The organism is Streptomyces montanus, from assembly GCF_005786655.1.
Classification (GTDB): domain Bacteria; phylum Actinomycetota; class Actinomycetes; order Streptomycetales; family Streptomycetaceae; genus Streptomyces; species Streptomyces sporangiiformans.
In genome coordinates, this window is record NZ_VBZC01000026.1 from 1 (window position 1) to 24,992 (window position 24,992).

Annotated in this window: 19 protein-coding genes and 1 pseudogene; 8 read left to right on the forward strand and 12 right to left on the reverse strand. The window is 70.2% G+C overall.

The genetic code is table 11. The features are described from left to right. Positions 1 to 432: pseudogene (locus tag FE633_RS23340) on the forward strand (hypothetical protein); the annotation flags it as partial. A gap of 315 nt (positions 433 to 747) precedes the next feature. Continuing rightward, positions 748 to 1,401: a hypothetical protein gene (locus tag FE633_RS23345; protein WP_138047108.1), complete on the forward strand. Its 654-nt coding sequence runs from the start codon at positions 748 to 750 to the stop codon at positions 1,399 to 1,401. 44 nt (positions 1,402 to 1,445) lie between these two features. Here the strand turns inward: FE633_RS23345 and FE633_RS23350 are convergent, their stop codons facing one another. The 9 genes from FE633_RS23350 to FE633_RS23400 all read right to left on the reverse strand — a co-directional run bounded on the left by FE633_RS23350 (position 1,446) and on the right by FE633_RS23400 (position 12,833). Then, on the reverse strand, positions 1,446 to 2,996 hold the full coding sequence (locus FE633_RS23350) for an NCS1 family nucleobase:cation symporter-1 (RefSeq protein WP_138047109.1): 1,551 nt from the start codon (positions 2,994 to 2,996) through the stop codon (positions 1,446 to 1,448). A gap of 152 nt (positions 2,997 to 3,148) precedes the next feature. Continuing rightward, complete coding sequence (locus tag FE633_RS23355) at positions 3,149 to 4,168, reverse strand: TIGR03842 family LLM class F420-dependent oxidoreductase (protein ID WP_138047111.1); 1,020 nt, start codon at positions 4,166 to 4,168, stop codon at positions 3,149 to 3,151. Positions 4,169 to 4,179: 11 nt separating this feature from the next. Beyond that, on the reverse strand, positions 4,180 to 5,583 hold the full coding sequence (gene hydA / locus FE633_RS23360; protein ID WP_138047113.1) for a dihydropyrimidinase: 1,404 nt from the start codon (positions 5,581 to 5,583) through the stop codon (positions 4,180 to 4,182). A gap of 103 nt (positions 5,584 to 5,686) precedes the next feature. Further along, a complete protein-coding gene (locus FE633_RS23365) occupies positions 5,687 to 6,529 on the reverse strand; it encodes a nitrilase-related carbon-nitrogen hydrolase (protein ID WP_138047114.1) in 843 nt (280 codons plus the stop codon). Between the two features lie 362 nt (positions 6,530 to 6,891). Further along, positions 6,892 to 8,454, reverse strand: a complete 1,563-nt coding sequence (locus FE633_RS23375; protein ID WP_138047115.1) for a PucR family transcriptional regulator — start codon at positions 8,452 to 8,454, stop codon at positions 6,892 to 6,894. Between the two features lie 155 nt (positions 8,455 to 8,609). After that, a complete protein-coding gene (locus FE633_RS23385) occupies positions 8,610 to 9,893 on the reverse strand; it encodes an aspartate aminotransferase family protein (RefSeq protein ID WP_138047117.1) in 1,284 nt (427 codons plus the stop codon). Then, positions 9,890 to 10,732, reverse strand: coding sequence for a nitrilase-related carbon-nitrogen hydrolase (locus tag FE633_RS23390; RefSeq protein ID WP_138047118.1), 843 nt, complete (start codon positions 10,730 to 10,732; stop codon positions 9,890 to 9,892). Before FE633_RS23390 ends, FE633_RS23385 begins: the two co-directional genes overlap by 4 nt. A 262-nt stretch (positions 10,733 to 10,994) precedes the next feature. Continuing rightward, complete coding sequence (locus FE633_RS23395; RefSeq protein WP_138047120.1) at positions 10,995 to 12,398, reverse strand: hypothetical protein; 1,404 nt, start codon at positions 12,396 to 12,398, stop codon at positions 10,995 to 10,997. Positions 12,399 to 12,581: 183 nt separating this feature from the next. Then, positions 12,582 to 12,833, reverse strand: coding sequence for a helix-turn-helix domain-containing protein (locus tag FE633_RS23400; RefSeq protein WP_138047122.1), 252 nt, complete (start codon positions 12,831 to 12,833; stop codon positions 12,582 to 12,584). A 62-nt stretch (positions 12,834 to 12,895) separates the two neighbouring features. On the opposite strand from FE633_RS23400, the gene map reads away from it, so the two are divergent. From map to FE633_RS23415, 3 genes are all read left to right on the forward strand, one after another. Continuing rightward, positions 12,896 to 13,663 (forward strand): type I methionyl aminopeptidase, encoded by a 768-nt coding sequence (gene map, locus FE633_RS23405; RefSeq protein WP_138047124.1) that lies wholly within the window; start codon positions 12,896 to 12,898, stop codon positions 13,661 to 13,663. Positions 13,664 to 13,689: 26 nt separating this feature from the next. Beyond that, positions 13,690 to 14,277, forward strand: coding sequence for a GNAT family N-acetyltransferase (locus FE633_RS23410; protein WP_138047126.1), 588 nt, complete (start codon positions 13,690 to 13,692; stop codon positions 14,275 to 14,277). Positions 14,278 to 14,423: 146 nt separating this feature from the next. Then, positions 14,424 to 17,081: an ATP-dependent Clp protease ATP-binding subunit gene (locus tag FE633_RS23415; RefSeq protein ID WP_138047128.1), complete on the forward strand. Its 2,658-nt coding sequence runs from the start codon at positions 14,424 to 14,426 to the stop codon at positions 17,079 to 17,081. Positions 17,082 to 17,155: 74 nt separating this feature from the next. Here the strand turns inward: FE633_RS23415 and ggt are convergent, their stop codons facing one another. Further along, on the reverse strand, positions 17,156 to 18,961 hold the full coding sequence (gene ggt / locus FE633_RS23420) for a gamma-glutamyltransferase (RefSeq protein WP_138047130.1): 1,806 nt from the start codon (positions 18,959 to 18,961) through the stop codon (positions 17,156 to 17,158). Between the two features lie 103 nt (positions 18,962 to 19,064). Between ggt and FE633_RS23425 the strand changes: the two genes are divergently transcribed. Continuing rightward, entirely contained in the window at positions 19,065 to 19,823 is a 759-nt protein-coding gene (locus tag FE633_RS23425; protein ID WP_171060093.1) for a hypothetical protein, read from the forward strand. A 116-nt stretch (positions 19,824 to 19,939) separates the two neighbouring features. Then, positions 19,940 to 21,523 (forward strand): alpha/beta fold hydrolase, encoded by a 1,584-nt coding sequence (locus FE633_RS23430; RefSeq protein WP_138047132.1) that lies wholly within the window; start codon positions 19,940 to 19,942, stop codon positions 21,521 to 21,523. 145 nt (positions 21,524 to 21,668) lie between these two features. Here the strand turns inward: FE633_RS23430 and FE633_RS23435 are convergent, their stop codons facing one another. Next, positions 21,669 to 22,412, reverse strand: coding sequence for an amino acid ABC transporter ATP-binding protein (locus tag FE633_RS23435; protein ID WP_138047134.1), 744 nt, complete (start codon positions 22,410 to 22,412; stop codon positions 21,669 to 21,671). A 169-nt stretch (positions 22,413 to 22,581) separates the two neighbouring features. Beyond that, the gene (locus tag FE633_RS23440; protein ID WP_138047136.1) at positions 22,582 to 23,022 is read right to left on the reverse strand and encodes a DUF6278 family protein; all 441 of its coding nucleotides are present in this window, start codon (positions 23,020 to 23,022) and stop codon (positions 22,582 to 22,584) included. Positions 23,023 to 23,234: 212 nt separating this feature from the next. Between FE633_RS23440 and FE633_RS23445 the strand changes: the two genes are divergently transcribed. Then, positions 23,235 to 24,956, forward strand: coding sequence for an SGNH/GDSL hydrolase family protein (locus tag FE633_RS23445; protein ID WP_425473210.1), 1,722 nt, complete (start codon positions 23,235 to 23,237; stop codon positions 24,954 to 24,956). Positions 24,957 to 24,992: the final 36 nt, after the last annotated feature.

A 24,992-nucleotide genomic window follows, 5' to 3' on the forward strand; every position in this document is an offset into this window, starting at 1 on the left:
GGCTGCGGCCCCGGCCCGCAGTGGGCCGCCGGCACGCCGGTGGGCCCGGCCTATGCGGCGCTGCGGGCCGCCGCCACCGCGGGCGCCGGCCTGCTCGACGAGGACGACCAAGCCCTCGTAAGGGAGACACTCCGGGCATGGGACGGCTCGCACCCGTCCCTCGCGTGGCTCGCGCTCCCCGACCGCGAGCGGCGGCCCGGCGCACGGCTGGCGCTGCTGGCCGCGCTCGCCCCGTACCGCATCACGGACGAGGACGTCGCCGCCTGGCGCACACCCGCGCATACCGACCACTGCTTGGTGCATCTCGTCGCGTACGGCGCGTTCGCCGCCGTCGACCGCATCGAGACGGCGCTTCCCCTCCTTCACCACGCCCGCAGCCACACCCACAACCACACCCACTCCCCCGCCCGCACCGCCAAGGAGACCTCGTGACCACGACCGCCAACTCCCGCCAGGCACAGGTCTGAAAAACGGCCCGATCGGCAGCCATTGGGCCACGCACCAGCAGCGCTACGACGCGAGCACCGCCGCCGAGGGCATCACCAACGCCTCGTACTGGGGCCGGGACGCCGCCGACGCCGTCGGCCCGGCCGCTCTGAATCCCGGGTATCCGTCCCTATGGCTGAACAGCGTCACCACGCGGCCACGGAGCGAGTTGGCACTACCGCCCCACAAGTTACTCATGTGACACTGGCGTCCCGTCCGCGGTGCGGACCCTTCCGCACCATCCCCCACGAAATGTGCGCTGTGCGTTCTCTTCCTCTGCCGCTCGCTCTCACCGCCCGACTGCTGCCGGTCGCCGTACTCGCCTCGGCGGGCTGGGCGCTGGCGGCCGGGCCGTTCGCCGCGACTCCGGCCGCGGAGCACAAACCGGCCCCCTCCGATTCCCCGTCCGCACCATCGACGGCGGCGGCGTCCAAGACGTACCGCGGTTCTCCGGCACCCTGCTCGGCCCTCACGAAGAAGACGGTGTCTTCCCTGGTGCCGGGCGCCAAGACGGCAGGCAAGGAGATTCCGTCGACCGACGAGTCCGTGCGCCGCACCTGCTCCTGGAACGCGCTCAAGGGGTACGACTACCGCTGGCTCGACATCTCGTACGAGATCAAGAAATCCGACCAGGATGCCGAGACCGCCTACAAGGCGCGTACCACCAAGGCGAGCGGCGGCGGGGTGGTCCCCGACCTCGGCGACGCGGCCTACTCCGTCGTGAACCTCACCACCGAGGACAAGCAGCAGGCGCGCGAAGGCATGGTGATCATCCGCGCGTCCAACGCGCTGGTGGTCGTCACGTACAACGGCAGCGACTTCGAGACGAAGAAGGCGCCCAGCACGGACGAGATCAACAAGGGCGCCATCAAGGCCGCCCGCGAGGGCTTGGCCACGCTGGAGGACGCCCAGTGAGCCTGGGAGGCTGAAACGTCTCTCCAGCGCGGCCCGCGCCACCGTCAGACGTGCTGGGGCTCGCGTTCCCTTCCGCCCATCAGGACCACGTACAGCAGCAGCGACGCACCCAGGCCCACCGCCCAGCCGTAGTCGGCGAGCGGCTTCAGGAACGGGATCAGTCCGTCGACCGGGAACGGCCCCTGCTTGGCGCCCTTGTCGTTCACCGTCGAGTACGAGCCGCCGACGGCGAGCACACCGCCGACGACGAAGGCCGCCACCGCGCGCCAGTTCCAGCCGCCCGAGTACCAGTAGCGCCCTCCGGGCGTGTACAGGTCGGCCACGTGGAGGACGGTGCGCCGGACGATCCAGTAGTCGGCGATCAGGATGCCCGCGACCGTGCCCAGCAGGCCGCCGACCACACCGAGCCAGGTGAAGATGTAGAACTCGGGCGTGGAGATCAGCTTCCACGGGAAGATCAGGATGCCGATGACACCCGTGATCAGCGCGCCCGTACGGAAGTTGATGAGCTTCGGAGCGAGGTTGGCCAGGTCGTACGCCGGGGACACCACGTTCGCCGCGATGTTCACGGAGATGGTGGCGACCAGCACGGTGATGAGCGCGAAGAGCAGACCGAAGGTGCTGTCCGTCTTGGCCGCCAGCGTGACCGGGTCCCAGATCGCCTCGCCGTAGACCACCTCGGAGCCGGAGGTGACCATCACCGCGAGGACCGCGAAGAGGGTCATCGTGGTGGGCAGCCCCAGGGACTGGCCCCAGGTCTGGGCCTTCTGGCTGGCGCCGAAACGGGTGAAGTCGGGGATGTTGAGGGACAGGGTGGCCCAGAAGCCGATCATGCCCATCAGGGACGGGAAGAAGACCGGCCAGAAGTCGGGGCCCCAGCCCAGCTTCGAGGGCTGCGACAGCAGCTCGCCGAAGCCGTTCGCCTTGACGGCGATCCAGATCAGCAGCACGAACGCGCCGGCGATCACGAAGGGCGCGGCCCAGTTCTCGAAGTGCCGCAGGAAGTCCATGCCGCGGTAGATGATGGCGATCTGCACCGCCCAGAAGAGGACGAAGCAGAGCCACAGCGGCCACGGGTTGCCCGCGATCTTCCCCGCGTTCTCCCACTCACCGCCGGTGAGCTTGGAGCCCAGGGCGAAGATGCCGCTGCCGCCGATCCAGGTCTGGATGCCGAACCAGCCGCAGGCCACGGCGGCGCGGATCAGCGCCGGGATGTTGGCGCCGCGCAGACCGAACGAGGCACGGGCGAGCACCGGGAACGGGATGCCGTACTTGGGTCCGGCGTGCCCGGTGGCCAGCATCGGCAGCAGCACGATGATGTTGGCCAGGGCGATCGTGAAGACGGCCTGCTTCCAGTCCATGCCGAGGGCGACCAGGCCGGAGGCCAGGGTCCAGCTGGGGATGCAGTGGGCCATGGAGATCCACAGGGCCGCGAAGTTGTACGTCGTCCACTTGCGCTCGGAGGCCGGAACGGGACGCAGGTCCTCGTTGGCGAAGGGACTGTCGGCGGGGAAGGCATCGGGGGCGAGTTCGATCCGGCCGGCGGCGTCGGCGGTCTGGGTTATCGGCGGCCCCGTGGGGACGGTTTCGGTCATGGCAGGCCAATCGATCAGGCGGGATGGGAAGGCCGTGCGGGCGTGGCCCCTCCCCGGGACGGCGGGGAGGGGTGACCAAGGGGCGGGGGGTTGGGGTGGGGGTTTGGGGCGGGAGGTTGGGGAGGAAAGTCGCGGAGGAGCGTTAGTGCGGGTCAGGAGTTGACCGCGGGGATGACCCGCTGGCCGTACACGTCGATCACGGTCTCCTGCGCGTCGTGCATGTCGTACACGGCGAACTGGTCGACGCCCAGCTCACGCAGGGCGTTCAGCTTCTCGATGTGCTTCTCGGCCGGGCCGATCAGGCAGAACCGGTCGACGATCTCGTCGGGTACGAACGCGGTGTCGGGGTTGTCGCTGCGCCCGTGGTGCGCGTAGTCGTAGCCTTCACGTGCCTTGATGTAGTCGGTGAGTTCGTCGGGAACGGCGGCAGAGTGTTCGCCGTACTTGGAGACGAGATCGGCGACATGGTTGCCGACCATCCCGCCGAACCAGCGGCACTGCTCGCGCGCGTGGGCGAGCGCCTCGGGCGAGTCGTCCTCGGTGATGTATGCGGGCGCTGCCACACAGACCTTGACGTCGGACGGGTCACGCCCGGCCGCCACCGCCGCGTCGCGCACCGCCTTGACCATGTACTCGGTCAGATACAGATCGGCGAGCTGGAGGATGAAGCCGTCGGCCTCCTCCCCGGTCATCTTCAGCGCCTTGGGGCCGTACGCGGCCATCCAGACGGGGAGCTCCGCACCCGGCTTCACCCAGGGGATCCTGATGACGGCGCCGCCGAGGTCGGCCTCGTCGCCCCGGGCGAGGGCTCGGATGACCTTCATGGCCTCGCTGATGCGGGCGAGCGTGTTGGGCTTGCGACCGGCCACCCGCATCGCGGAGTCGCCGCGGCCGATACCGCAGATCGTGCGGTTGCCGAACATGTCGTTGAGCGTGGCGAACGTGGAGGCGGTGACCTCCCAGGTGCGGGTGCCCGGGTTGGTGACCATCGGGCCGACGGTCAGCTTCTGCGTATTGGCCAGGATCTGGCTGTAGATGACGAAGGGTTCCTGCCACAGCACCGCGGAGTCGAAGGTCCAGCCGTAGCGGAAGCCGTTGCGCTCGGCCCGCTTCATCAGGCTGACGACGCGCGAGGCAGGCGGGTCGGTCTGCAGGACGAGTCCGAAGTCCATGTGCGCCACTCCTAGTTCAGGTACTGACAGGTGGAGCGGGGGGTGTAGACGCCGTGCCCGGCGCGTCCCGTGAACTCCCGCTCGGTGATGACGAAATCGCCGCGCGACAGGACCGTCTCGACGCGACCGGTGACGCTCTTGCCCTCGTACGCCGAGTAGTCGACGTTCATGTGGTGCTCTGAAGCGGACATGATCTGCTGGGCGTGCGGGTCGTAGATGACGACGTCGGCGTCGGCGCCCGGCGCGATCGTCCCCTTCTTCGGGTACAGGCCGAACATCCGGGCCGGAGTGGCACAGGCGATCTCGATCCAGCGGCGCCGTGAGATGTGCCCGTCGACGACGGCCTGGTGGAGCAGGTCCATACGGTTCTCGACGCCCGGCAGACCGTTGGGAATCTTGGAGAAGTCGCCCCGGCCGAGCTCCTTCTGGCCGACGAAGCAGAAGGGGCAGTGGTCGGTGGACACGACCTGGAGGTCGTTGGTGCGCAGGCCCCTCCACAGCGCGGCCTGGTGCTCCTTGGGCCGCAGCGGCGTGGAGCACACGTACTTGGCGCCCTCGAAGTCCGGCTCGGCGAGGTTGTCCGTGGACAGGAACAGATACTGCGGGCACGTCTCGCCGAACACGTTCAGGCCCTCGTCACGCGCCCGTGCCAGCTCGGCGACGGCCTCCTGCGCCGAGACGTGCACGACATACAGCGGGGCGCCCGCGACCTGCGCGAGCTTGATGGCACGGTGGGTCGCCTCGGCTTCGAGGAGCGCCTTGCGCACCTCGCCGTGGTACCGCGGATCCGTCTCCCCGCGAGCCAGCGCCTGCTCGACGAGCACGTCGATCGCGATGCCGTTCTCGGCGTGCATCATGATCAGTCCGCCGTTCTCGGCGGAGCGCTGCATGGCGCGCAGGATCTGGCCGTCGTCGCTGTAGAAGACACCGGGGTAGGCCATGAACTGCTTGAAGGAGGTCACACCCTCCTCGACCAGCAGGTCCATCTCCTTGAGCGTCTCCTCGTTCACATCGGAGACGATCATGTGGAAGCCGTAGTCGATGGCGCAGTTGCCGTCGGCCTTGGCGTTCCAGGCGTCGAGGCCCTCGCGCAGCGTATGGCCCACGCTCTGCACCGCGAAGTCGACGATCGTCGTGGTGCCGCCCCAGGCGGCGGCCCGGGTGCCCGTCTCGAAGGAGTCGGAGGCGAACGTGCCGCCGAACGGCAGCTCCATGTGCGTATGGGCGTCGACTCCGCCCGGAATCACGTACTTTCCGGTGGCGTCGATGCTTCGCTCGGCCGTCCAGGCCTCGGCGGCGGCGGTGCCGCTCGCGGCGAGGGCGGCGATCCGGCCGTCCTCTATCAGGACATCGGCGTGGATCTCGTCGGAAGCGGTGATGACGAGACCACCACGGATGACGGTACGGCTGCTCATGCGTTGACGCTCCGCTCGGTTGTGGTCGGAAAGTGCGGGTCGTTTGTGGCTGGTCGCGCAGTTCCCCGCGCCCCTTTCGGGGCGCGACAACCAATGCCCTCTGTTACGGTGCGGTCAGCGGGGAGTACGCGCCCGGAGCCCTGTCGCGGTAGAACTGCCAGCGGTCGCGGACCTCGCGCAGCTTGGCCAGGTCGAGGTCGCGGACGACGAGTTCGGTCTCCTTGTCGCTCGCCACCTCCCCGACGAACTGAGCTTCGGGGTCCACGAAGTACGAGGTCCCGTAGAAGTCGTTGGAACCCAGTTCCTCCACGCCCACGCGATTGATGGCGCCCACGAAGTACTCGTTGGCGACGGCCGCGGCCGGCTGCTCCAACTGCCACAGATAGCCGGACAGACCGCGCGAGGTCGCCGACGGATTGAACACGATCTCGGCTCCGGCGAGACCGAGCGCACGCCAGCCCTCCGGGAAGTGCCGGTCGTAGCAGATGTAGACGCCGATCTTGCCGACGGCGGTGTCGAAGACAGGCCAGCCGGAGTTGCCGGGACGGAAGTAGAACTTCTCCCAGAACCCCTCGACCTGCGGAATGTGCGTCTTGCGGTACTTGCCGAGATACGAGCCGTCGGCGTCGATCACCGCCGCCGTGTTGTAGAGGACGCCGGGCTGCTCCTCCTCGTACATCGGCAGGACGAGGACGATGCCCAGCTCCTTGGCGAGCGCCTGGAAGCGGCGCACGATCGGCCCCTCGGGGATCTGCTCGGCGTACTCGTAGAACGCCTTGTCCTGGACCTGGCAGAAGTACGGCCCGTAGAACAGCTCCTGGAAACACAGGACCTGGGCGCCCTGCGCGGCGGCGTCGCGGGCCGCCTGCTCGTGGACCTGGATCATCGACTCCTTGTCGCCCGTCCAGGCGGTCTGAAAGACGGCGGCACGGACCACTCTGCTCATCGGGACCTCCGGTCGCTCGGTGTGCTGGGGCGAGCGCCGGAAGTGCCGTCGTCCGCCCGGAGGGCGGGCCTTGCGGCGTCCGGTGCGTGCTCTCGGCGTGCCGGGCGCAAGTCCTCGTACTGGACGTACTTGGGCTTGTGCCCGGTGCGGCGAGTGGGGGTCCCCCCTGCTCGAAGAGCTTGGGGGAGCGTGCCGGGCGTCGTGGGACAGACGGCACTTCCGGCGCTCGCCCCAGGAGCTTAGGAAGTCCGGAAGGCGGCTTTGAGTTGCACCGTGTCACGTCTGCGGGCACGTGGCGTGCCACGGTGTCACCCTCGCTCCGGCCCATGTTTCACCACCGTTTTCGCACGTCGTCCCATGTTTCACCCCTGTTGCGCGTCGTGCGCGAGGAGCGCGATGTGCACGGACGCGGCCTGCTCGAAGTCGTCGAGATCGACCCCGAGCCGCGCTTCTATCGCCTCCAGCCGGCGGTACAACGCGGGCCGGGAGACGTGATGGAGCTGGGCGGTACGCGACTTGTTGCGGCCGGTCGCGAGATAGGTCCGCAACACCGGCAGCAGGTCCTGGTCGGCCGCCCCGCCACCGCACAGCAGCCCGTCCAGCTCCCGCTCCGCGAACGACTGGACGTGCGGATCGTCCCGCAACAGCCGGATCAGCCCCCGCAGATGGACGTCACGCAGACGCACCACCACCGGAACGTCCAGACCGGCGGGCGTCTCGGCGACGGCATCGGCCACATGCTGGGCCTCGCGCAGCCCGGCAGGCACGTCGTCCCACAGGATGCGCGGATCGGCTGCGGCGACGACTCCTTTGCCGCCCCCGGATTCCGTACGCAGCCGGGTGGCGAAGTGCGTCGTGAGCGCCTCCGCGTCCTGGTCCCGGGCCAGGCTCAGCAGCACGGCGGTGGCCCCGTCGGCCAGCTCGGCGACGAGTCCCGGCAACCCCAGCATCCGCAGCACACGGTCGAGGTGGGCGGGGTCGCCGTCCCGCACCGCCAGCGGTACGAACGTCCGACGGTTGACGGGGAGGCCGGCCGCCCGCGCCCGTGGCAGCAGTTGCCGGGCCGGTACGACACCGGAAACGAGGTCGGTCAGCAGACTCTGCGCGGACTGTTCCTCCCAGGAGTGCGCGGAGCCGCCGAGCATGCGATGCAGCACCAGAGCCTCGGCGGCCCGGTCGGCGAGCAGCCGCCCGGTGGCGGAGTCGCCCCGATAGCCGCACAGCACGATGCGGCCCCAGCGCTCCCCGCGCCCGCCCAGCTCGGCGCGGACCCAGCCGTCGCCCTCGCTGCCGCCCGCCTGCCGCGCGATGCGCTCCCAGTCGCGCAGCACATCGTCCACGGCGGACCGTTCCCCGGCCGTGGCGAGGACACGGTGCGCGAGGTTGGTGACCACGACCGGACAGGCACTGTGCGAGGCGACCTCGTCGAGCAGGCGCTGCAGCGGAGCGCCCGCGGTGATGAGCCCGGTCAGCGCGGTCCGCACGGCCTCCGACAGACTGACGGCGGCGTACTTCCGCCGTACGAGCCGGGACTGCACCTCTTCGGTCAGTTCGGCGAAGGGGAAGGGGCGGTGGAGCACCACCATGGGCAGCCCACACCGCTCGGCGGCCCGGCGCATCACGTCGGGCGGGGCGGGAAAGGCGCGCCCGAGCCCCAGCACGACAGCCGCGGCCTCGGCGCGATGCAGCGAGCGAATGTACTCGGCCTGCGCCTCCACGTCGCCCGCGAGCAGCACACCGGTGGTGAGGACCATCTCGCCGCCGCTGAGCATCACGCCGACGTCGGGGGCCTCGGCGACGTGCACCCAGCGCACGGGCCGGTCGAGATGGCTCGCGCCGGCCACCACCTCGGGCTCCCCGGCGAGCACCCGCTCCAGGCCGAGGACCTGGCGGACCGACAGGGCGGGTTCCGGAGCGGTGGGCATGGCACCTCCTTCTTGAAGGCTCGGTTCGCCTCCGGGGCGCCATAGCCGGTGTCGAGAGGGGGATCGTGCTCGACCCTCCTTCGTCGGGCCTCCGCGCGTTCCCCCTCTCGACACCGGCGCGCCCCTTCGGCTCACTCGCCCTTGCTCTGTTGCTGCTACGGGATGAGCCTCAGCGCGCGGTCGAGGATCGTGGCGCCCTCTTCGGCCTCCGCGACGGTGAGCGACAGCGGTGGGGCGATGCGCAGCACGCTGGTGTTGTGACCGCCGCCCTTGCCGATCAGCAGGCCTTCCTCACGGGCCGCTTCGAGCACGGCGGCGGCCGCGTCCGGGTCGGCCTCGTCGGTGCCGGGCTTCACCAGTTCGATGCCGATCATGAGCCCCCGGCCACGGACCTCTCGTACGCCCGGAAGCTGCGCGGCGATCGCCCGCAGCCGCTCGATGAGCAGCCCGCCGACGCGGCGGGCGTTGCCCTGGAGGTCGTGTTCGAGGAGGTAGGTGAGGTTGGCGTTGCCGGCCGCCATCGTGACCGGTGAGCCGCCGAACGTCGAAATGGAGTTGGCGTCAAGGCAGTTCATGATCTCGGCGCGGGCGACGACACCACCGATCGACATGCCGTTGCCGATGCCCTTGGCGAAGGTCAGCATGTCGGGCGGGCCGCTCTGGCCGTGTGCCTGCCAGCCCCAGAAGTGGTCGCCGGTCCTGCCCCAGCCGGTCTGCACCTCGTCGGCGATCCACAGGATGCCGCGCGGTCGCAGTACGTCGCGGAAGGCCGCGTACAGGCCGTCCGGCGGTGCGGTGAAGCCGCCGACGCCCTGGATGGGTTCGGCGATCAGGGCCGCCGGCACGCGGACATGGCCGAGCAGGTCCTCCAGATCGGCGACACAGGCCGCGATGAACTCGTCGTCGCTCAACTGCGTGTACGGACCGCGGGTGCGGACGCCGCCGTGGACGTACACGGTCTGGAGCGGCGAGAGACTGGTCGGCGACCAGCCCTTGTTGCCGGTGATGCCGACCGCGCTGAACGAGCGTCCGTGGTAGCTGTTGCGCATCGCCAGGATCTGATTGCTCCGCCGGTACGCGGTCGCCAGCAGGAGGGCGGTGTCATTGGCCTCGGTTCCGGAGGTCGTGAAGAACACGCGGGCGTCCGGGATGCCGGACAGCTGGGCGATCCGCTCGGCGAGCTCGACCATCGGCCGGTTGAGGTAGAGCGTGGACGAGTGGATGATCCGCCCGGCCTGCTCGCTGACGGCCTTCGTCACCTCGGGCAGGGCGTGCGCGGTCATGGTCGTCAGGATTCCGCCGAAGAAGTCGAGGTACTTCTTCCCCGCGGCATCCCAGACATGGCGGCCCTCGCCGTGGGTGATCTCGAGAGGGTCGGCGTAGTAGAGGGCGAGCCAGTCGGGCAGGACGGCCCGGTGGCGTCCGTACAGGTCACTCACGGCTGCACCAGCCCTTCGTACGCGTCGGGCCTACGGTCCCGGTAGAACGCCCATTGCTGCCGTACCTCTTCGATGAGGTCGAAGTCGAGATCGCGGACGATGAGCTCCTCGGACTTGTCGCTCGCGGTCTCGCCGACGAACTGCCCGCGGGGATCGACGAAGTAACTCGTCCCGTAGAAGTCGTTGTCGCCGTACTCCTCCTGGCCGACGCGGTTGATCGCGGCGATGAAGTACTCGTTGGCGACGGCCGCGGCCGGCTGCTCCAGCTGCCAGAGGTAGGCGGACAGGCCGCGCGAGGTGGCGGACGGGTTGTAGACGAGCTGAGCGCCGTTGAGCCCCAACTGCCGCCAGCCCTCCGGGAAGTGGCGGTCGTAACAGATGTAGACGCCGACCTTGCCGACGGCCGTGTCGAACACGGGCCAGCCCAGGTTTCCCGGTTTGAAGTAGTACTTCTCCCAGAAGCCCTTGACCTGGGGGATGTGGTGCTTGCGGTACTTGCCCAGGTACGTGCCATCGGCGTCGATCACCGCGGCGGTGTTGAAGTAGAAACCGGACTGCTCGACCTCGAAGACCGGGACGACGATGACCATGCCGGTCTCGCGCGCGAGCTCTTGCATACGAGTGACGGTCGGGCCGTCGGGCACGGGCTCGGCCCAGCGGTAGTGCTCCGGCTCCTGGACCTGGCAGAAGTAGGGGGCGTTGAAGACTTCCTGGAAACCGATGACCTTCGCGCCCTGGCGGGCCGCCTCGCGGGCGTGCTCCTCGTGCTTGGCGACCATGGATGCGGTGTCGCCGGTCCAGGTGGCCTGGACCAGGGCGGCACGTACGACGTTGGCCATGAGCTGCTCCTTTGACGGGCGTCAGAGAGCCTCTACGCCCGTAGACACAGGACGTAGAGCCCCGAAAGTAAGCCTCCCCGCCGACCTGGGCAAGACCATCGCCGTCAACGAGCGGAGTCGATCATGTTTCGCACTCCTGTGGGCTATGGGTGTTGGGGTACGCGGTGCGGGTGGGTGGGGGCGGGTTTCGTACTTCGGCCGCGGGTTGGTTGTGGCTGGTCGCGCAGTTCCCCGCGCCCCTGAAGGGGCGCCCCGACCCCCGTCACGTCGTGTAGCCCGCGACGCGGAGGGCGTGTACCAGGTTGCGGTGGCAGTCGTCCGAGATGCCGTGGGCCGCCTCCAGGAGGAGCGGAGTGAGGCGCTGTGGGGCGGCGTCCGCGCTGCGGGCGGCCTCCTCCGGCGTACGGACACGCACGTACGCGTCGAGCACGGCACGGACCTCCCGGCCACGTCCCTCCTCGACCAGCTCCAGCAGGGCCTCACCGATCTCCGAGGCGGGGCGTACGACGCCCTGCCTCAGCATCTGCTGCCCATCCGCCGTACGCCCCGCCGCAACCAGCGCGTCGGCGGCCGCGACCAACCGGCCCACCGGCAGCGACAAGGCCTCCCACAGGAGGGTGGCCCAGTCCGCACCGAGACCCGCGCGCTGCAACTCGGAGGCGAGGACCGGAAAGCGGTCGGCGGGCCAGTACGCGGCCTCGGCCAGGATCGCGTGCGCCTCCCCGCTGCGCCCCTCCTGACGCAACCGAACCAGTCTCTCGACCGTCTCGACGGTGGCTCGCCGCGCCTCGTCGGCCGACGAGGCGCGGCGTACCGTCGGCCGCTGCTGCACCTCCTCGGCAACCCCGGCGAAACGGGCACCTCGCGGGCCCGCGTCCGTGACCGGGAGCGCGGGTGCGGGCATGGCCGGTACGGCGCCGAGGTCGACATCCTCCTCCACGATCCCGGCGAAGCGCGCGCCCCCTCGGGGGCGGCGCTTGGAACGCTGCTTGCCGACTTTGGCATCTTTGGTGGCTTTGGCCGGCTTGGGGGCGGGGTCAGGGGCCGGAGAGGCGGGGTGCGCCTCGGGGCGAGCGCCCGCGGCGGGGGCCAGGCCGTCCGGGGCGGTTCGCTGGGGAAAGTCCGGAGTGGTCTGCTTCCACCCGTACTCACTCGCTGCCCGCCGGTCCACCTGAGCCATCCGGGCACGGAGTTCGGCGCAGCGGGCGGTGGCGCGCTCATGGTCGTCGCGGGCCCAGGCAAGGTCGAGGCGCAGCGGTTCGGCCTCCTCTGCCGAGCGGGCGTTACGGAGCAACCGGCCCAGTTCCTCCAGCCGTTCGGCCGCGTACCGCTGCTCGCGGAGCATGACGTCGAGGCGGTCGTCGAGGGCGTCCCGGCCGCCGGGCCGGGCATCGTAGGCGGCGAGCGAGGCAGCGTGCAGCGCCCGCGCCCGCTCGGCCTCCTGCGCGGCGGCCCTGTCGCCGTACCGCGCGGCGACGTCCTGAAGGAGCGCCTCCACGACGTCCCAAGGCGGTATCTCCACCCCGTCCAGACAGGCCCGCATCCCGTCGGGATCGCGCTGCCAGAACACCCCGCACCACCCGCCGCCCTGATCGAGCCGCGTCAGCAGGCCGTTGAGATACTGAGCGAACTCCCTCACCTGGCCCGGGAGTTGTTCCACCGCCATCAAGTTCACCCCACGCCGGACCGGAGCACTCCGTTCGGGGTAGAAAACACCATTCGTGTTACAGAGGCGCTACGGCAAGTTTTCGGACCGGCCGCAGAGCGCTCCACTCCCACCGGAACGGGAAGTGCGCAACCCAGCCGCACCCAAGCCACACCCGGGCCCCACCCAGGTCGCCGGCCGCGGCTACACCGCGACCAGAGCGCACCGCCCGGCGATCTCGTCCATCGAGAGCTCCAGCACGCGCGCCAGCGCCGCCACCGTGAAGAAGGCGGGGGTGGGAGCGCGCCCGGTCTCGATCTTGCGGAGGGTCTCGGCGGAGATGCCGGCGCTCGCTGCGATCTCCGCCATGCTGCGGCGGCCGCGCGCCTCGCGCAGCAACTGTCCGAGCCGCTCGCCGCGTTCACGCTCTTCGGGGGTCAGGGGGGTGCGCACCATGACCCCTACTCTAATACCGGCAAGCGTTATATTAATAGGCGTCGACCGGTATAGTAATTGGCATGGTGGAACTGAAGACGGACACGTCTATCGACGCGATGTACGAAGCGGGCCAGATCGTGGGCCGCGCCCTCACGGCGGTACGGGAAGCCGCGGACGTCGGTGTCTCGCTCCTGGAACTGGACGAGATCGCCCATGACGTTCTGCGGCGCGCGGGAGCCGGCTCCCCGTTCCTCGGCTACCGTCCTTCCTTCGCCCCCACCCCCTTCCCCGCGGTCATCTGTGCCTCCGTGAACGACGCGATCGTGCACGGCATCCCGAACGGATACCGCCTGCGCGACGGAGACCTCGTCTCCATGGACTTCGGCGCCGAGCTGGGCGGCTGGGTCGGCGACTCGGCGATCAGCTTCGTCGTGGGCAAGCCGCGCGCCGCCGACGTACGCCTCGTGGAGACCGCCGAGCGCGCGCTGGCGGCGGGCATCGAGGCGGCCGTCGTGGGCAACCGCATCGGAGACATCGCGCACGCGATCGGCTCGGTGTGCCGGTCGGCGGGCTACGGCATCCCGGACGGCTTCGGCGGCCACGGTGTGGGGCGCCGTATGCACGAGGACCCGCCCGTACCGAACGAGGGCCGCCCCGGCCGCGGGCTGCCGCTGCGCCACGGCATGGTCCTGGCCATCGAGCCCATGCTCATCGGCGGCGGCACCGACGGCTACCACGCCGCCCCCGACGGGTGGACCCTCCGTACGAACGACGGCAGCCGCGCCGCCCACGCGGAACACACGGTGGCGATCACGGAAGCGGGGCCGCGCATCCTGACGGCGCGCTGAGGCCGAGCGAGCGGATAGCCTGCGCCATGCTCATCAGGAACGGCACGCCCGCTGACGCGGCGAGGATCGCGGCCCTGCACACGGCCAGCTGGCGCAGCGCCTACGCCACGCTCATGCCCGCCGACTATCTGCAGGGGCCACTGGCAGCGGAGCACGTCACCAAGTGGCGCGCCCGCACGGCCGCACTGTCCACCGACGGCTGCCTGCTCCTCGCCGAGGAGGGCGACGAGCTACGCGGGTTCATCCATCTCGACCTCGCGGGGGACGGGCGCGTGCACGTGGACAATCTGCACGCCCGTCCGGACCACGTCGGTGCCGGTGTCGGCTACCGCCTGCTGTGCCGCGGCTTCGCCTGGGCGGCGGCCGAGCACCCGGGCCGGGACGTCTCCCTGGAGGTACTGCGCGGCAACGACCGCGCGATCGCCTTCTACGAACGACAGGGCGGCCTGCGCACCGATGAGCGGCCGCTGCGACTGGCGGCGGGCTTCACACTCGACGAGATCGAGTACACCTGGCCCGCGGCGTCGGTCCACCGCCTGGCGGCAGACTCACGTCACCCCGCTCCCGGGGACCCGGAGGGGGCTGCCCCAGGGCGACCTGCTGCGCCCATGTGACCACGGGCCGCAGGTGTAACCGGGCCCTCTTCGGGCACTCGCGTGCGGACCGGCACGACGATGAGTGAGCGCGTCCCGGACGGGGCTGGGCCGACCGACCCGATCGGCCCGCTCGGCCCGGTCCCGGGACGCCGGAACGGATGGCCATGACCAGCGGGTTCACGGGTCCGCAGGGCTACGGCTCGGACCCCTACGAAGAGTTCTTCGCACGTTTCTTCGGGGGCGGGCCTCGACCCGGGCCCCGGCACATCGACATCGGGCGGCTGATGAGCCAGCCCGCCCGTCAGCTGGTCGCCACCGCCGCCTCGTATGCCACCGAGCACGGCAGCAGCGACCTCGACACCCAGCACCTGCTGCGCGCCGCGCTCGCCGTCGAACCCACCCGGAGCCTGCTGGCCCGCGCCGGCGCGGATCCCGACGCGCTGGCCACCGAGATCGACGAGCGAGTGGGCCCCGCCGGCAAAAGGTCCGACACCAGGGCCGACGCAAGGGCCGACACGAGGGCCGACGACACATCCGGCAGCAAGTCCGCCGAGAGGTCCGACGAACGGCCGCCAACGCCTCTCGCCGTGACCCCCGCGGTGAAGCGCGCCCTGCTGGACGCCCACGCCCTGGCCCGAGCCGAAGGCCTCGGCTACATCGGCCCCGAGCACGTCCTCAGCGCCCTCGTCGCGAACCCCGATTCCGCCGCCGGGCACATCCTCAACGCCGCCCGCTTCACCCCCTCCTCCCTCCCGCCCGAGGCCCCGGACCCGTCGTCGACGGCCGCCCCGGCGCGCCCCGAGCGGTCACACGGCACGGCCACCCCGACCCTGGACAAGTACGGCCGGGATCTGACCGACCTCGCCCGCCAGGACCGTATCGACCCGGTCATCGGCCGGGACGAGGAGATCGAGCAGACCGTCGAGGTGCTGTCCCGGCGAGGCAAGAACAACCCGGTCCTGATCGGCGACGCGGGGGTGGGCAAGACGGCCATCGTGGAGGGCCTCGCCCAGCGCATCGCCGACGGCGACGTGCCCGATGTCCTCGCCCGTCGCCGGGTCGTCGCGCTGGACCTGTCCGGCGTGGTCGCCGGGACGCGCTACCGCGGTGACTTCGAGGAACGGCTGACCAACATCGTCGACGAGATCCGCACCCACTCGGACGAGTTGATCATCTTCATCGACGAGCTGCACACCGTGGTCGGCGCCGGAGGCGGCGGCGAAGGCGGATCCATGGACGCGGGCAACATCCTCAAACCGGCCCTGGCCCGCGGTGAGCTGCACGCCGTGGGCGCCACGACGCTGGAGGAGTTCCGCCGCATCGAGAAGGACGCGGCGCTCGCCCGCCGCTTCCAGCCGATCCTGGTCCCGGAGCCCTCCACCTCGGACGCGCTGGAGATCCTGCGCGGCCTGCGCGACCGCTACGAGGCCCACCACCAGGTCCGCTACACCGACGAGGCGCTCCTGGCCGCCGTGCAGCTGTCCGACCGCTATCTCACGGACCGCCATCTGCCGGACAAGGCCATCGACCTGATGGACCAGGCCGGTGCCCGCGTGCGGCTGCGCGCGGGCACGAAGGGCACCGACGTACGGGCCCTGGAACGCGAGGTCGAGCAACTTACGCGGGACAAGGACCAGGCGGTGGCGAGCGAACAGTACGAGCAGGCCACGCAGTTGCGCGACCGTATCAACGAACTCAAGACGAAGATCGGCGCGGGCAGCGACGAGGAGGCCGACGAGGGACAGCACCTGGAGGTCACCGCCGAGGCCGTCGCCGAAGTGGTCTCCCGGCAGACCGGCATCCCGGTCAGCAGCCTCACCGAGGAGGAGAAGGACCGCCTGCTCGGCCTCGAGGGGCATCTGCACCAGCGCGTGGTCGGACAGGACGAGGCGGTCGGCGTGGTCGCCGACGCGGTGCTGCGTTCCCGCGCCGGACTCGCCAGCCCCGACCGGCCCATCGGCAGCTTCCTGTTCCTGGGCCCGACGGGCGTCGGCAAGACGGAGCTGGCCCGCGCGCTCGCGGAGGCGCTGTTCGGCACCGAGGAGCGGATGGTGCGTCTGGACATGAGCGAGTACCAGGAGCGTCACACCGTGAGCCGGCTCGTCGGTGCCCCGCCCGGCTACGTCGGCCACGAGGAGGCCGGTCAGCTGACCGAGACCGTGCGCCGCCACCCTTACTCGCTGCTCCTGCTGGACGAGGTCGAGAAGGCGCACCCCGACGTCTTCAACATCCTGCTGCAGGTCCTCGACGACGGCCGGCTCACCGATTCGCAAGGGCGCACCGTGGACTTCACCAACACCGTGATCGTGATGACCAGCAATCTCGGCTCCGAGGCGATCAGCCGCGGCGGCGCCGGCCTGGGGTTCGCCGCGGGCGACGCCGAGGCCGACGAGCAGGCCCGCCGCGAACGGGTCCTGCGACCGCTGCGCCAGCACTTCCGGCCGGAGTTCCTCAACCGCATCGAGGAGATCGTCGTCTTCCGGCAGCTCACCTCCGAGCAACTGCGTCGCATCACCGACATGCTGCTGGAGAAGACGCGACATCGTCTGCACGCCCAGGGCATCACGGTCACGTTCACCGATAGTGCCGTGGACTGGCTCGCCCGGCGCGGTCATGAGCCCGAGTACGGTGCCCGGCCGCTGCGCCGCACGATTCAGCGGGAGATCGACAACCGGCTCTCCCGCCTGCTGCTCGACGGCCGTCTCAGGGCGGGCAGCCAGGTGGTGGTGGACATCGAGGACGGACAGCCGGCCTTCCGGACCGACTCGACGCCCGGCACACCGCCCGGCGGCACAGCATCCGACTCGGCGGAGGCCGGCTGAGCCTGCCGCCGTCGTAGGGGTCGTACGAGCTGTCGTACGACCCCTACGACGCGTACGCACGCCCCCTACGCCTCCTACGGCGCCGGCTTCACCACCATCGCCGAGCCGCCCCCTCGTCGCACCGTCTCCGCCGCCGCCAGCCACTTCCCGTTCGGCAGCCGCTGGACGCCCGTCGCCGCGCCGATCTCCGGGTTCTGGCGGAAGCCATGGCCGATCGACTCGAGCTGAGTCCGGAGCGGGCTGTTCCACAGGCCCGGTTCGAGTTCCGTGGTCGTCTGGTTGCGCTGGCTGGCGCGGGGCGCGGCGATCGCGTCGACGAGCGGGAGGCCTCGGTCGAGGAAACCGGTCAGGGTCTGCAGCACGGTCGTGACGATGGTCGCGCCGCCCGGCGAGCCGAGCGCCACCACCGGCTTTTGGTGCTGGTCCAGGACGATCGTCGGTGAGATCGACGAGCGCGGCCGCTTGCCCGGCCCCGGCAGGTTCGGGTCGTGCGCGTCGGGGCTCGCGGGCGTGAAGGAGAAGTCCGTCAGCTCGTTGTTGAGGAGGAATCCACGGTCCGGGACGGTGATGCCGCTGCCACCGGTCTGCTCGATGGTGAGGGTGTACGCGACCACGTTGCCCCACTTGTCGGCGGCCGTGAGATGCGTGGTGTTCTCGCCCTCGTACGTCGTCGGCGCCGCCGTGCCGCCGGTGGAGCAGGCCGCCGGGCTGCGCGGGTCCCCCGGCGCCAGCGGGCTCGTCAGCACCGCGTCGTCGCGGATCAGGCACTCCCGCGAGTCGGCGTACTTCTGCGACAGCAGTTCCTTCGTCGGTACGTCCTCGAAGGCGGGGTCGCCCACCCAGCGTCCCCGGTCCGCGAACGCGATCCGGCTCGCCTCGATGTAGCGGTGCAGGTACTGGACGTCCGAGGCCTTCGAGAGGTCGGTCTTCTCGAGGATGTTGAGCGCCTCCCCGACCGTCGTGCCACCGGAGGACGAGGGCGCGATCGAGTAGACGTCGAGACCGCGGTACGACGTCTTCGTCGGCGCCTGCCGCTTCGTCTCGTACGCCGCCAGGTCCTTCAGGGACAGCTCCCCGGGGCGCGCGTCGCGGCCCGCGGCCGGGTCCACGGGCGGGGCGTTGACCGTGTCGACGATGTCCCGCGCCAGCTTGCCGTGGTACAGCGCCCCGACGCCCTTGCGGCCGAGCTCCGCGTACGTACGCGCCAGATCCGGGTTCTTGAAGGTGGAGCCGACCACCGGCAGGTCGCCCCCGGGCAGGAACAGCTCGGCCGTGTCGGGGAAGTCCTTGAAGCGCGCCTGGTTGGACTCCGTTTGCGAGCGGAAGGTGGCGTCGACGGTGAAGCCGTCGCGCGCGAGCCGCTCCGCGGGCTTCAGCAGGGACCCGAGTCGCCTGCTGCCCCAGGCGTCGAGCGCCGTCTGCCAGGTGGCGGGCGTGCCGGGCGTGCCCACGCCCAGTCCGCTGGTCACCGCGTCGGCGAACGGGATCGGCTTCCCGTTCTCCAGGAAGAGCCCCGAGTCGGCGGTCAGCGGCGCCGTCTCACGGCCGTCGATGGTGCGCACCGTACGGGACTTGGCGTCGTAGTAGACGAAGTATCCGCCTCCGCCGATGCCCGACGAGTACGGCTCGGTGACGCCGAGCGCAGCCGCGGTGGCGACGGCCGCGTCCACCGCGTTGCCGCCGTTGCGGAGGACCTCGACACCGGCGGCGGAGGCGTCCGCGTCGACGCTCGCCACGGCCCCGCCGTACCCGACGGCGACCGGCGCCTTCTCCACCCGTTCCGGCGCCGGTCCGGACGACGGCGGTGCCGCGGCACCGACCGACATCACCGCGGCCGAAACCGCCCAGACAGCCAGATTCCGCGCAACCGAGCGACGCATCCGCACCTCCAGTGAAGGACCGTCCGCGCAGCGTAACCGTCTCGCCATGGCCTCGTCAGGTCCACTCGAACACCGGCGCGCCCGCCCGCTAGCATGCGCGCCCATGAATGACGTCGTGCGCAACATCGTCCTGGCTGTGATCGTGGCGGGCATCGGCATCTCGCTGGGCTGGATGGCCCGGAGCTATCTGTGGAGGCGGAAGCTCGACCGCAAGCAGGCCTTCTTCGGGCTGCCCGACAATTCCGAGTCGCTCCTCGTGGTCAACCGCGAGGCGGGTGGTGGCCCGGATCTGACGGTGACGCGTCACGACGTGTCCGCGCTGCTCGAACTCTCCGCACTCATCAAGGACTGCGGCGCGCATGCGCAGATCGTCGCGCACGACGCGACCCAGCAGGGGTTCGGGGAGCGCACGGAGTTCTGTGTCGGCCACCCGGCCCCGAACCGCCGCATGGCGGCCCATCTGGCATCCCTGCTGCCCGGTATACAAGTGAACGCCGACCCCGAACCCGGCCCGGACCGGGGCGCCTTCCTGATCGGCAAGGAGCAGTACCGGCTGGAGCCGGGCCGCAGCGAGTACGTGCTCCTCGCCCGTCTCACCGCGGACCAGGGGCACAAGACCCGTCCGGTCTTCCTCTTCTGCGGCCAGCGGGCGATCACCACCCAGGCCGCGTCTCGCTACCTCGCCCGCAACTACGAACGACTCGCCCGCAAGCACGGCGACAAAACCTTCGTACTGCTCTTGAAGGTCGTCAACTCCCAGGCGTACGGCCCGGACGTGGTCGAGCTGGTCGCGGACGTGACCCGCGCGGCGCAGACCCCTCTGCCTTCCGCGGCTCCTGGCAAGTCCCACAGCACCTCCTAAGCTTCTCCACATTTCAACGATCGTTACTCCCACGTAACTTACCGACGGGTTACCTCCGGTAAGGGCATGCGGTTACCGTCGGGTCACTTTGTACTTACACGAGTGAGGAGTGACCCGTGGGAAACCCTCGCAAAGCCCTGCGCACCACCGCCGTGGGTGCCGTCTCGGCGAGCCTGATCGCCGGCACGACCCTCGGCCTCGCCCCCGCCGCGGCCGCGGCGCCCGTCGCGGCCGGCACGGCGGGTGTCCGTTTCGTCGACATCACCGGCGACGGCGGCACCAACCTCAAGGCCAACGTCGTCACCCCCGCGAACGCCGACGGCACGCGCCGCTACCCGCTGATCGTGCTGCCGACGAGCTGGGGTCTGCCACAGGTCGAGTACCTCGCCCAGGCCCAGAAGCTCGCCGACTCCGGCTATGTCGTGGTCAGTTACAACGTCCGCGGCTTCTGGCAGTCCGGCGGGTACATCGAGGTGGCGGGCCCGCCCGACGTGGCGGACGCCTCCAAGGTGATCGACTGGGCCCTCGCCAACACCCCGGCCGACGCGCGGAAGGTCGGCATGGCGGGCCTCTCCTACGGCGCCGGCATCGGCCTGCTCGCGGCCGCGCACGACAAGCGCATCAAGGCGGTCGCGGCGCTGAGCGGCTGGGCCGACCTGATCGACTCGATCTACTCGGGCCGCACCCAGCACTCACAGGCGGCCGCCCTGCTGGACGGCGCCGGCACCCTCACCGGCCGCCAGAGCCCCGAACTCAAGCAGATCTTCAAGGACTTCTTCGCCTCCGACCTGTCCAAGGAGCAGGAGATCATCGACTGGGGGAAGAAACGGTCCGCGGAGACCTACGTGGACCAGATCAACGCGAACGGCCCGGCGATCATGCTGGCCAACGCCTGGGGCGACACCATCTTCCCGCCCAACCAGTACGCCGATTTCTACGAGCGGCTGACCGGCCCCAAGAGGCTGGAGCTGCGCCCCGGCGACCACGCCACCACCGAGGCCACCGGACTGTTCGGGCTGCCCAACGACGTATGGACCGACACCACCCGCTGGTTCGACCACTACCTCAAGGGCGAGGACAACGGCATCGACCGCGAACAGCCGGTCCAGCTCAAACCCCGCTCCACGGGCGACTTCGAGGGCTACCCGGACTGGAAGTCGGTCGCCGCGACCCGGAAGAAGATCGCCCTCGCCGGCACCACCACGCTCCACACGAACGTCGATTCCGGCGCGAACGGCGGGATCATCTTCCTGTCCAGCATCCTCGACCAGGTGGCCCAGCTGCCCCCGATGGCGTCGATCCCGCTCCTGCCCCGCCGCTGGGCCGCCGTCTGGCAGTCCGAGAAGTACGCGAGCGCCCAACAGGTGCGTGGAACGACGAAGTTGCACACCACGGTCACCAGCACCGAGACGAGCGGCACCCTCGTCGCGTACCTGTACGACGTGGGCCCGCTCGGCCTCGGCAAGCTGGTCAGCAACGCGCCGTACACCTTCCACGGGCAGACGCCCGGCAAGCCGTTCGGCGTCGACCTGGAGCTGTTCTCCACGGCCTACGACGTCCCGGCAGGGCATCGTCTCGCTCTGGTCGTCGACACGGTCGACCCGCTCTACATCGAGCACAACCCGACCGGCGCGCAGCTGACCTTCTCCTCACCCACGGCCGACCCGTCGTACGTGTCGGTACCGCTGCGTGAGCAGTGATCTCCGGCTGCTGCCGGGCGGGCCATTGCCCCTGAGCTACTGCGCGCCCGGCAGTAGCGTCCCTGGTTCAGCCGGAGCGCCGTTCACGGCCTCGGCCCCCACGGGGATGAACGGCACATCGTAGTTCACGGACATACCCACCCCGTCAGTGGCTGAGGATCTTGGAGAGGAAGTCCCTGGCCCGGTCGCTCTGCGGGTTGGTGAAGAACTCCTCGGGGGTGCGGTCCTCGAGGATGCGGCCGTCGGCCATGAAGGCGACGCGATTGGCGGCGGAGCGCGCGAAGCCCATCTCGTGGCTGACGACCACCATGGTCATGCCCTCGCGCGCGAGCTGCTGCATCACCTCCAGAACCTCGTTGATCATCTCTGGGTCGAGTGCCGAGGTCGGCTCGTCGAACAGCATCACCTTGGGGTCCATGGCGAGGGCGCGGGCGATGGCCACGCGCTGCTGCTGGCCGCCGGAGAGCTGCGCCGGGTACTTCGGAGCCTGATCGGCGAGTCCCACCCGGTCGAGAAGTTCCCGCGAGCGCCGGTCGGCCTCCTCCTTCTTGCGGCCGCGGGCCTTGACCTGCCCCAGCGAGACGTTCTGCAGGACCGTCTTGTGCGCGAAGAGATTGAACGACTGGAAGACCATCCCGACCTCGGCGCGGAGCCTGGCGAGGGCCTTCCCCTCCTCGGGCAGCAGCTGCCCGTCCAGTCTGATCTCCCCCGACTCGATCGGCTCGAGCCGGTTGATCGCCCTGCACAGCGTCGACTTGCCCGAACCCGAGGGACCGATGACCACGACCACCTCCCCCCTGCCGACGGTGAGATTGATGTCCTGAAGGACATGCAGCTCGCCGAACCACTTGTTGACGTCACGCAGCTCGATCAACGGATCGACAGCCATGATCTGCCCTACCCACTCTCAGCTGTGTCGCGATGGCCGCAAACTATCCAGGCCCGCGTCACGTTCCTGTACGACACGCACTTTTCCGACATTAGCCGTATTTATGCCGCTTTCCGAGGGGTGGGGCGAGCCGGACAAGTGCAGGCCGGGTGGGGCAGGGCAGGCCGGTCTACGCCTCCGCCACCTCGGCATACACATGCGAGAGCTCGGGCACGCCGCTGGACGCCCACTCGTGGCCGGAGGCAACCACGTCGATCTCCCGGCCCGAGACCAGCCGCACCACCGGCTGGCCGTTGGGCCACACCTCCCAGAAGGCGCCGGGGACCGTGCGCACGATGACCGTGCCGAGGTAGAGACCCGCGTCGTTGCCGAGCCAGAGCAGGCTCTCCTCGTCGTCGCGCCAGCGCGGCAGCAACTGGTCGAGTGCCTCCAACGAGGTCGCCGAATCGTCGAGTTGGATCCCCGCCCGGTGCGCCTGCATGCGCAGCAGCTCGCACTCGGAGAGAAGTTCGGCCACTCCCTCACGATCACTCTCACTGTCGGAGAAGACCGCCACTCCCCTGGCGGGCCCTCGTTTCTTGCGCCAGTTGTCCAGGAAAGAGATGTTCATACGCCCAGAGTGTCATCCGTATCGCCCGACGCACCACAGGGCGCGCGGAGGCGGCTGTTCCAGGCAAGTTCGCACGGAGTTAGCGCCCGGATCATTGACGAGTCCCCGCTGTCTCCTTAGCTTCGCGGAACATCTGTCGTCTCGTCAGAAGCGGGAGGTCGGTAGTGCGCCGACATGTCTGGGGTCCGGCCGTTGCTCTCGCACTTCTTTCGGTGGGGGGGCCGACAGCCTCCGCGCAGGCCGCACGGGAGGCGCCGCCCGCCCGGACTCAGCCGCTCCCGTTGGAGCGCCTCTTCGACAACACGGCCGTCAGCGACGACGCCCGGCCCGGGACGGCGGACTTCGACGGTGCGGGCGGCTCCCTGTCGGCGCAGGACCTGACCGCCGCGGGCTGGACGCCCGGCCGCTCGCTGACCGTCCAGGGTGCCGGGCTGACCTGGCCGCGCCGCAAGGCGGGCGGGCCGGACAACGTGCGCGCCGACGGCCAGTCCGTCCGGGTACGGGGCCGTGGCGACGCCCTCGCCTTCCTGGTGGCAGGCACGGGAGGCGACGCGGTGACGGGCACGGGTGTGGTGCGGTACGCGAACGGCTCACGCTCCTCGTACCGGCTGACCGCACCGGACTGGCGCCGCGGCCCGCTCGCCACCAAGGCCGTGGCCCTGCCGCACATCAACACGCCCGGTGGTCAACTCGCCGAGAAGGCACGGCTGTACGTCGTGACCGTGCCGATCACCCGAGGCCGGGACGTCGCCTCGGTCGAGCTGCCGCGCGCGGACGACCTGCATGTGTTCGCGCTGTCGGTGCGCGCCGACAGGCGTGACTGGACCGGCAGTTGGGCCGCGTCGACCTCCGGTTACACGGCGGTCGGGCCCTGGACGGACCGGACCCTGCGCCTGGTGGTGCACACCTCGGCGGGCGGACCGCGCGTACGGATCCGGCTCGACAACACCTTCGCGGCCGCACCCGTACGGATCGGCAGTGCGACGGTGGCGGTTCAGGCGTCCGGCGCGAGCCCGCGGAGCACGCCCGTGCCGCTGTCGTTCCGCGGCGCGACGGGGGCCGAGATCCCGGCAGGTGCACAGGCGTTCAGCGATCCGCTCGGCTTCGACGTGCCCGCGGACACCAATCTGCTGGTGAGCTTCCATCTGCCGGGAACGGTGACCGCCGCGCCCGTCCACACCCAGGCCATCCAGCGGTCGTACGTCAGCGTGCCGGGCGACCACGCCGCTGCCGCCACCCCGGAGGCGTACACCTCGACGATCACCAACTGGCCGCTGCTGACCGGTGTGGACGTGGGCGGCGGGCCCGGTTCCGTCGTGCTGCTCGGGGACTCGATCACGGACGGCGACAAGTCGTCGCCGGACGCGAACCGCCGCTGGCCCAATGTGCTCTCCAGGCGACTGCTGAACCAGGACGCGGTGCCGCGCTATGGCGTCCTCAACCACGGCATCTCGGCGAACCGCGTGGTCACCGACGTCTACACCGGCGACGGCGTCTCCACCAGCACAGGTGGCGTGAGCGCACTCAACCGCCTCGACCGCGATGTCCTCGCCCAGACGTCGGCCCGGACGGCCCTCGTCTTCCAGGGCGTCAACGACGTCCGCTGGGGCGCGAGCGCGGACCAGGTCATCGCCGGACTGCGGCAGATCGCCGAGCGGGCGCATGCCCGCGGTCTGCGGGTCCTGGCCGCGACGATCGTCCCCTGCGAGGGCGAGACACGCTGCACGGCGGCGGCCGACGCACAGCGCGTGGCCGTGAACGCGTACATCCGGTCCAACTCCGACTTCGACGGCGTGCTCGACTTCGACGCGGTGGTGCGGGACCCCGAGCGCCCCTCGCGGATGCTGCCCGCGTACGACAGCGGGGATCATCTGCACCCGGGAGACGCGGGGTTGGCGGCGTTGGCGGAGTCGGTCGATCTGAAGTTGCTGTAGCTGCGGAGCCTCGCGGTGAGGTCGCACCTGGACTGC

Coding starts and splice junctions, on each gene's coding strand:
- FE633_RS23435 (WP_138047134.1), bottom strand. CDS start 22,412: ATGGCTGTCGATCCGTTGATCGAGCTGCGTGACGTCAACAAGTGGTTC.
- FE633_RS23410 (WP_138047126.1), top strand. CDS start 13,690: ATGCTCATCAGGAACGGCACGCCCGCTGACGCGGCGAGGATCGCGGCC.
- FE633_RS23365 (WP_138047114.1), bottom strand. CDS start 6,529: ATGAGCAGAGTGGTCCGTGCCGCCGTCTTTCAGACCGCCTGGACGGGC.
- FE633_RS23440 (WP_138047136.1), bottom strand. CDS start 23,022: ATGAACATCTCTTTCCTGGACAACTGGCGCAAGAAACGAGGGCCCGCC.
- FE633_RS23425 (WP_171060093.1), top strand. CDS start 19,065: ATGAATGACGTCGTGCGCAACATCGTCCTGGCTGTGATCGTGGCGGGC.
- FE633_RS23390 (WP_138047118.1), bottom strand. CDS start 10,732: ATGGCCAACGTCGTACGTGCCGCCCTGGTCCAGGCCACCTGGACCGGC.
- FE633_RS23375 (WP_138047115.1), bottom strand. CDS start 8,454: ATGCCCACCGCTCCGGAACCCGCCCTGTCGGTCCGCCAGGTCCTCGGC.
- FE633_RS23355 (WP_138047111.1), bottom strand. CDS start 4,168: ATGGACTTCGGACTCGTCCTGCAGACCGACCCGCCTGCCTCGCGCGTC.
- FE633_RS23415 (WP_138047128.1), top strand. CDS start 14,424: ATGACCAGCGGGTTCACGGGTCCGCAGGGCTACGGCTCGGACCCCTAC.
- FE633_RS23395 (WP_138047120.1), bottom strand. CDS start 12,398: ATGGCGGTGGAACAACTCCCGGGCCAGGTGAGGGAGTTCGCTCAGTAT.
- ggt (WP_138047130.1), bottom strand. CDS start 18,961: ATGCGTCGCTCGGTTGCGCGGAATCTGGCTGTCTGGGCGGTTTCGGCC.
- FE633_RS23350 (WP_138047109.1), bottom strand. CDS start 2,996: ATGACCGAAACCGTCCCCACGGGGCCGCCGATAACCCAGACCGCCGAC.
- FE633_RS23400 (WP_138047122.1), bottom strand. CDS start 12,833: ATGGTGCGCACCCCCCTGACCCCCGAAGAGCGTGAACGCGGCGAGCGG.
- hydA (WP_138047113.1), bottom strand. CDS start 5,583: ATGAGCAGCCGTACCGTCATCCGTGGTGGTCTCGTCATCACCGCTTCC.
- map (WP_138047124.1), top strand. CDS start 12,896: ATGGTGGAACTGAAGACGGACACGTCTATCGACGCGATGTACGAAGCG.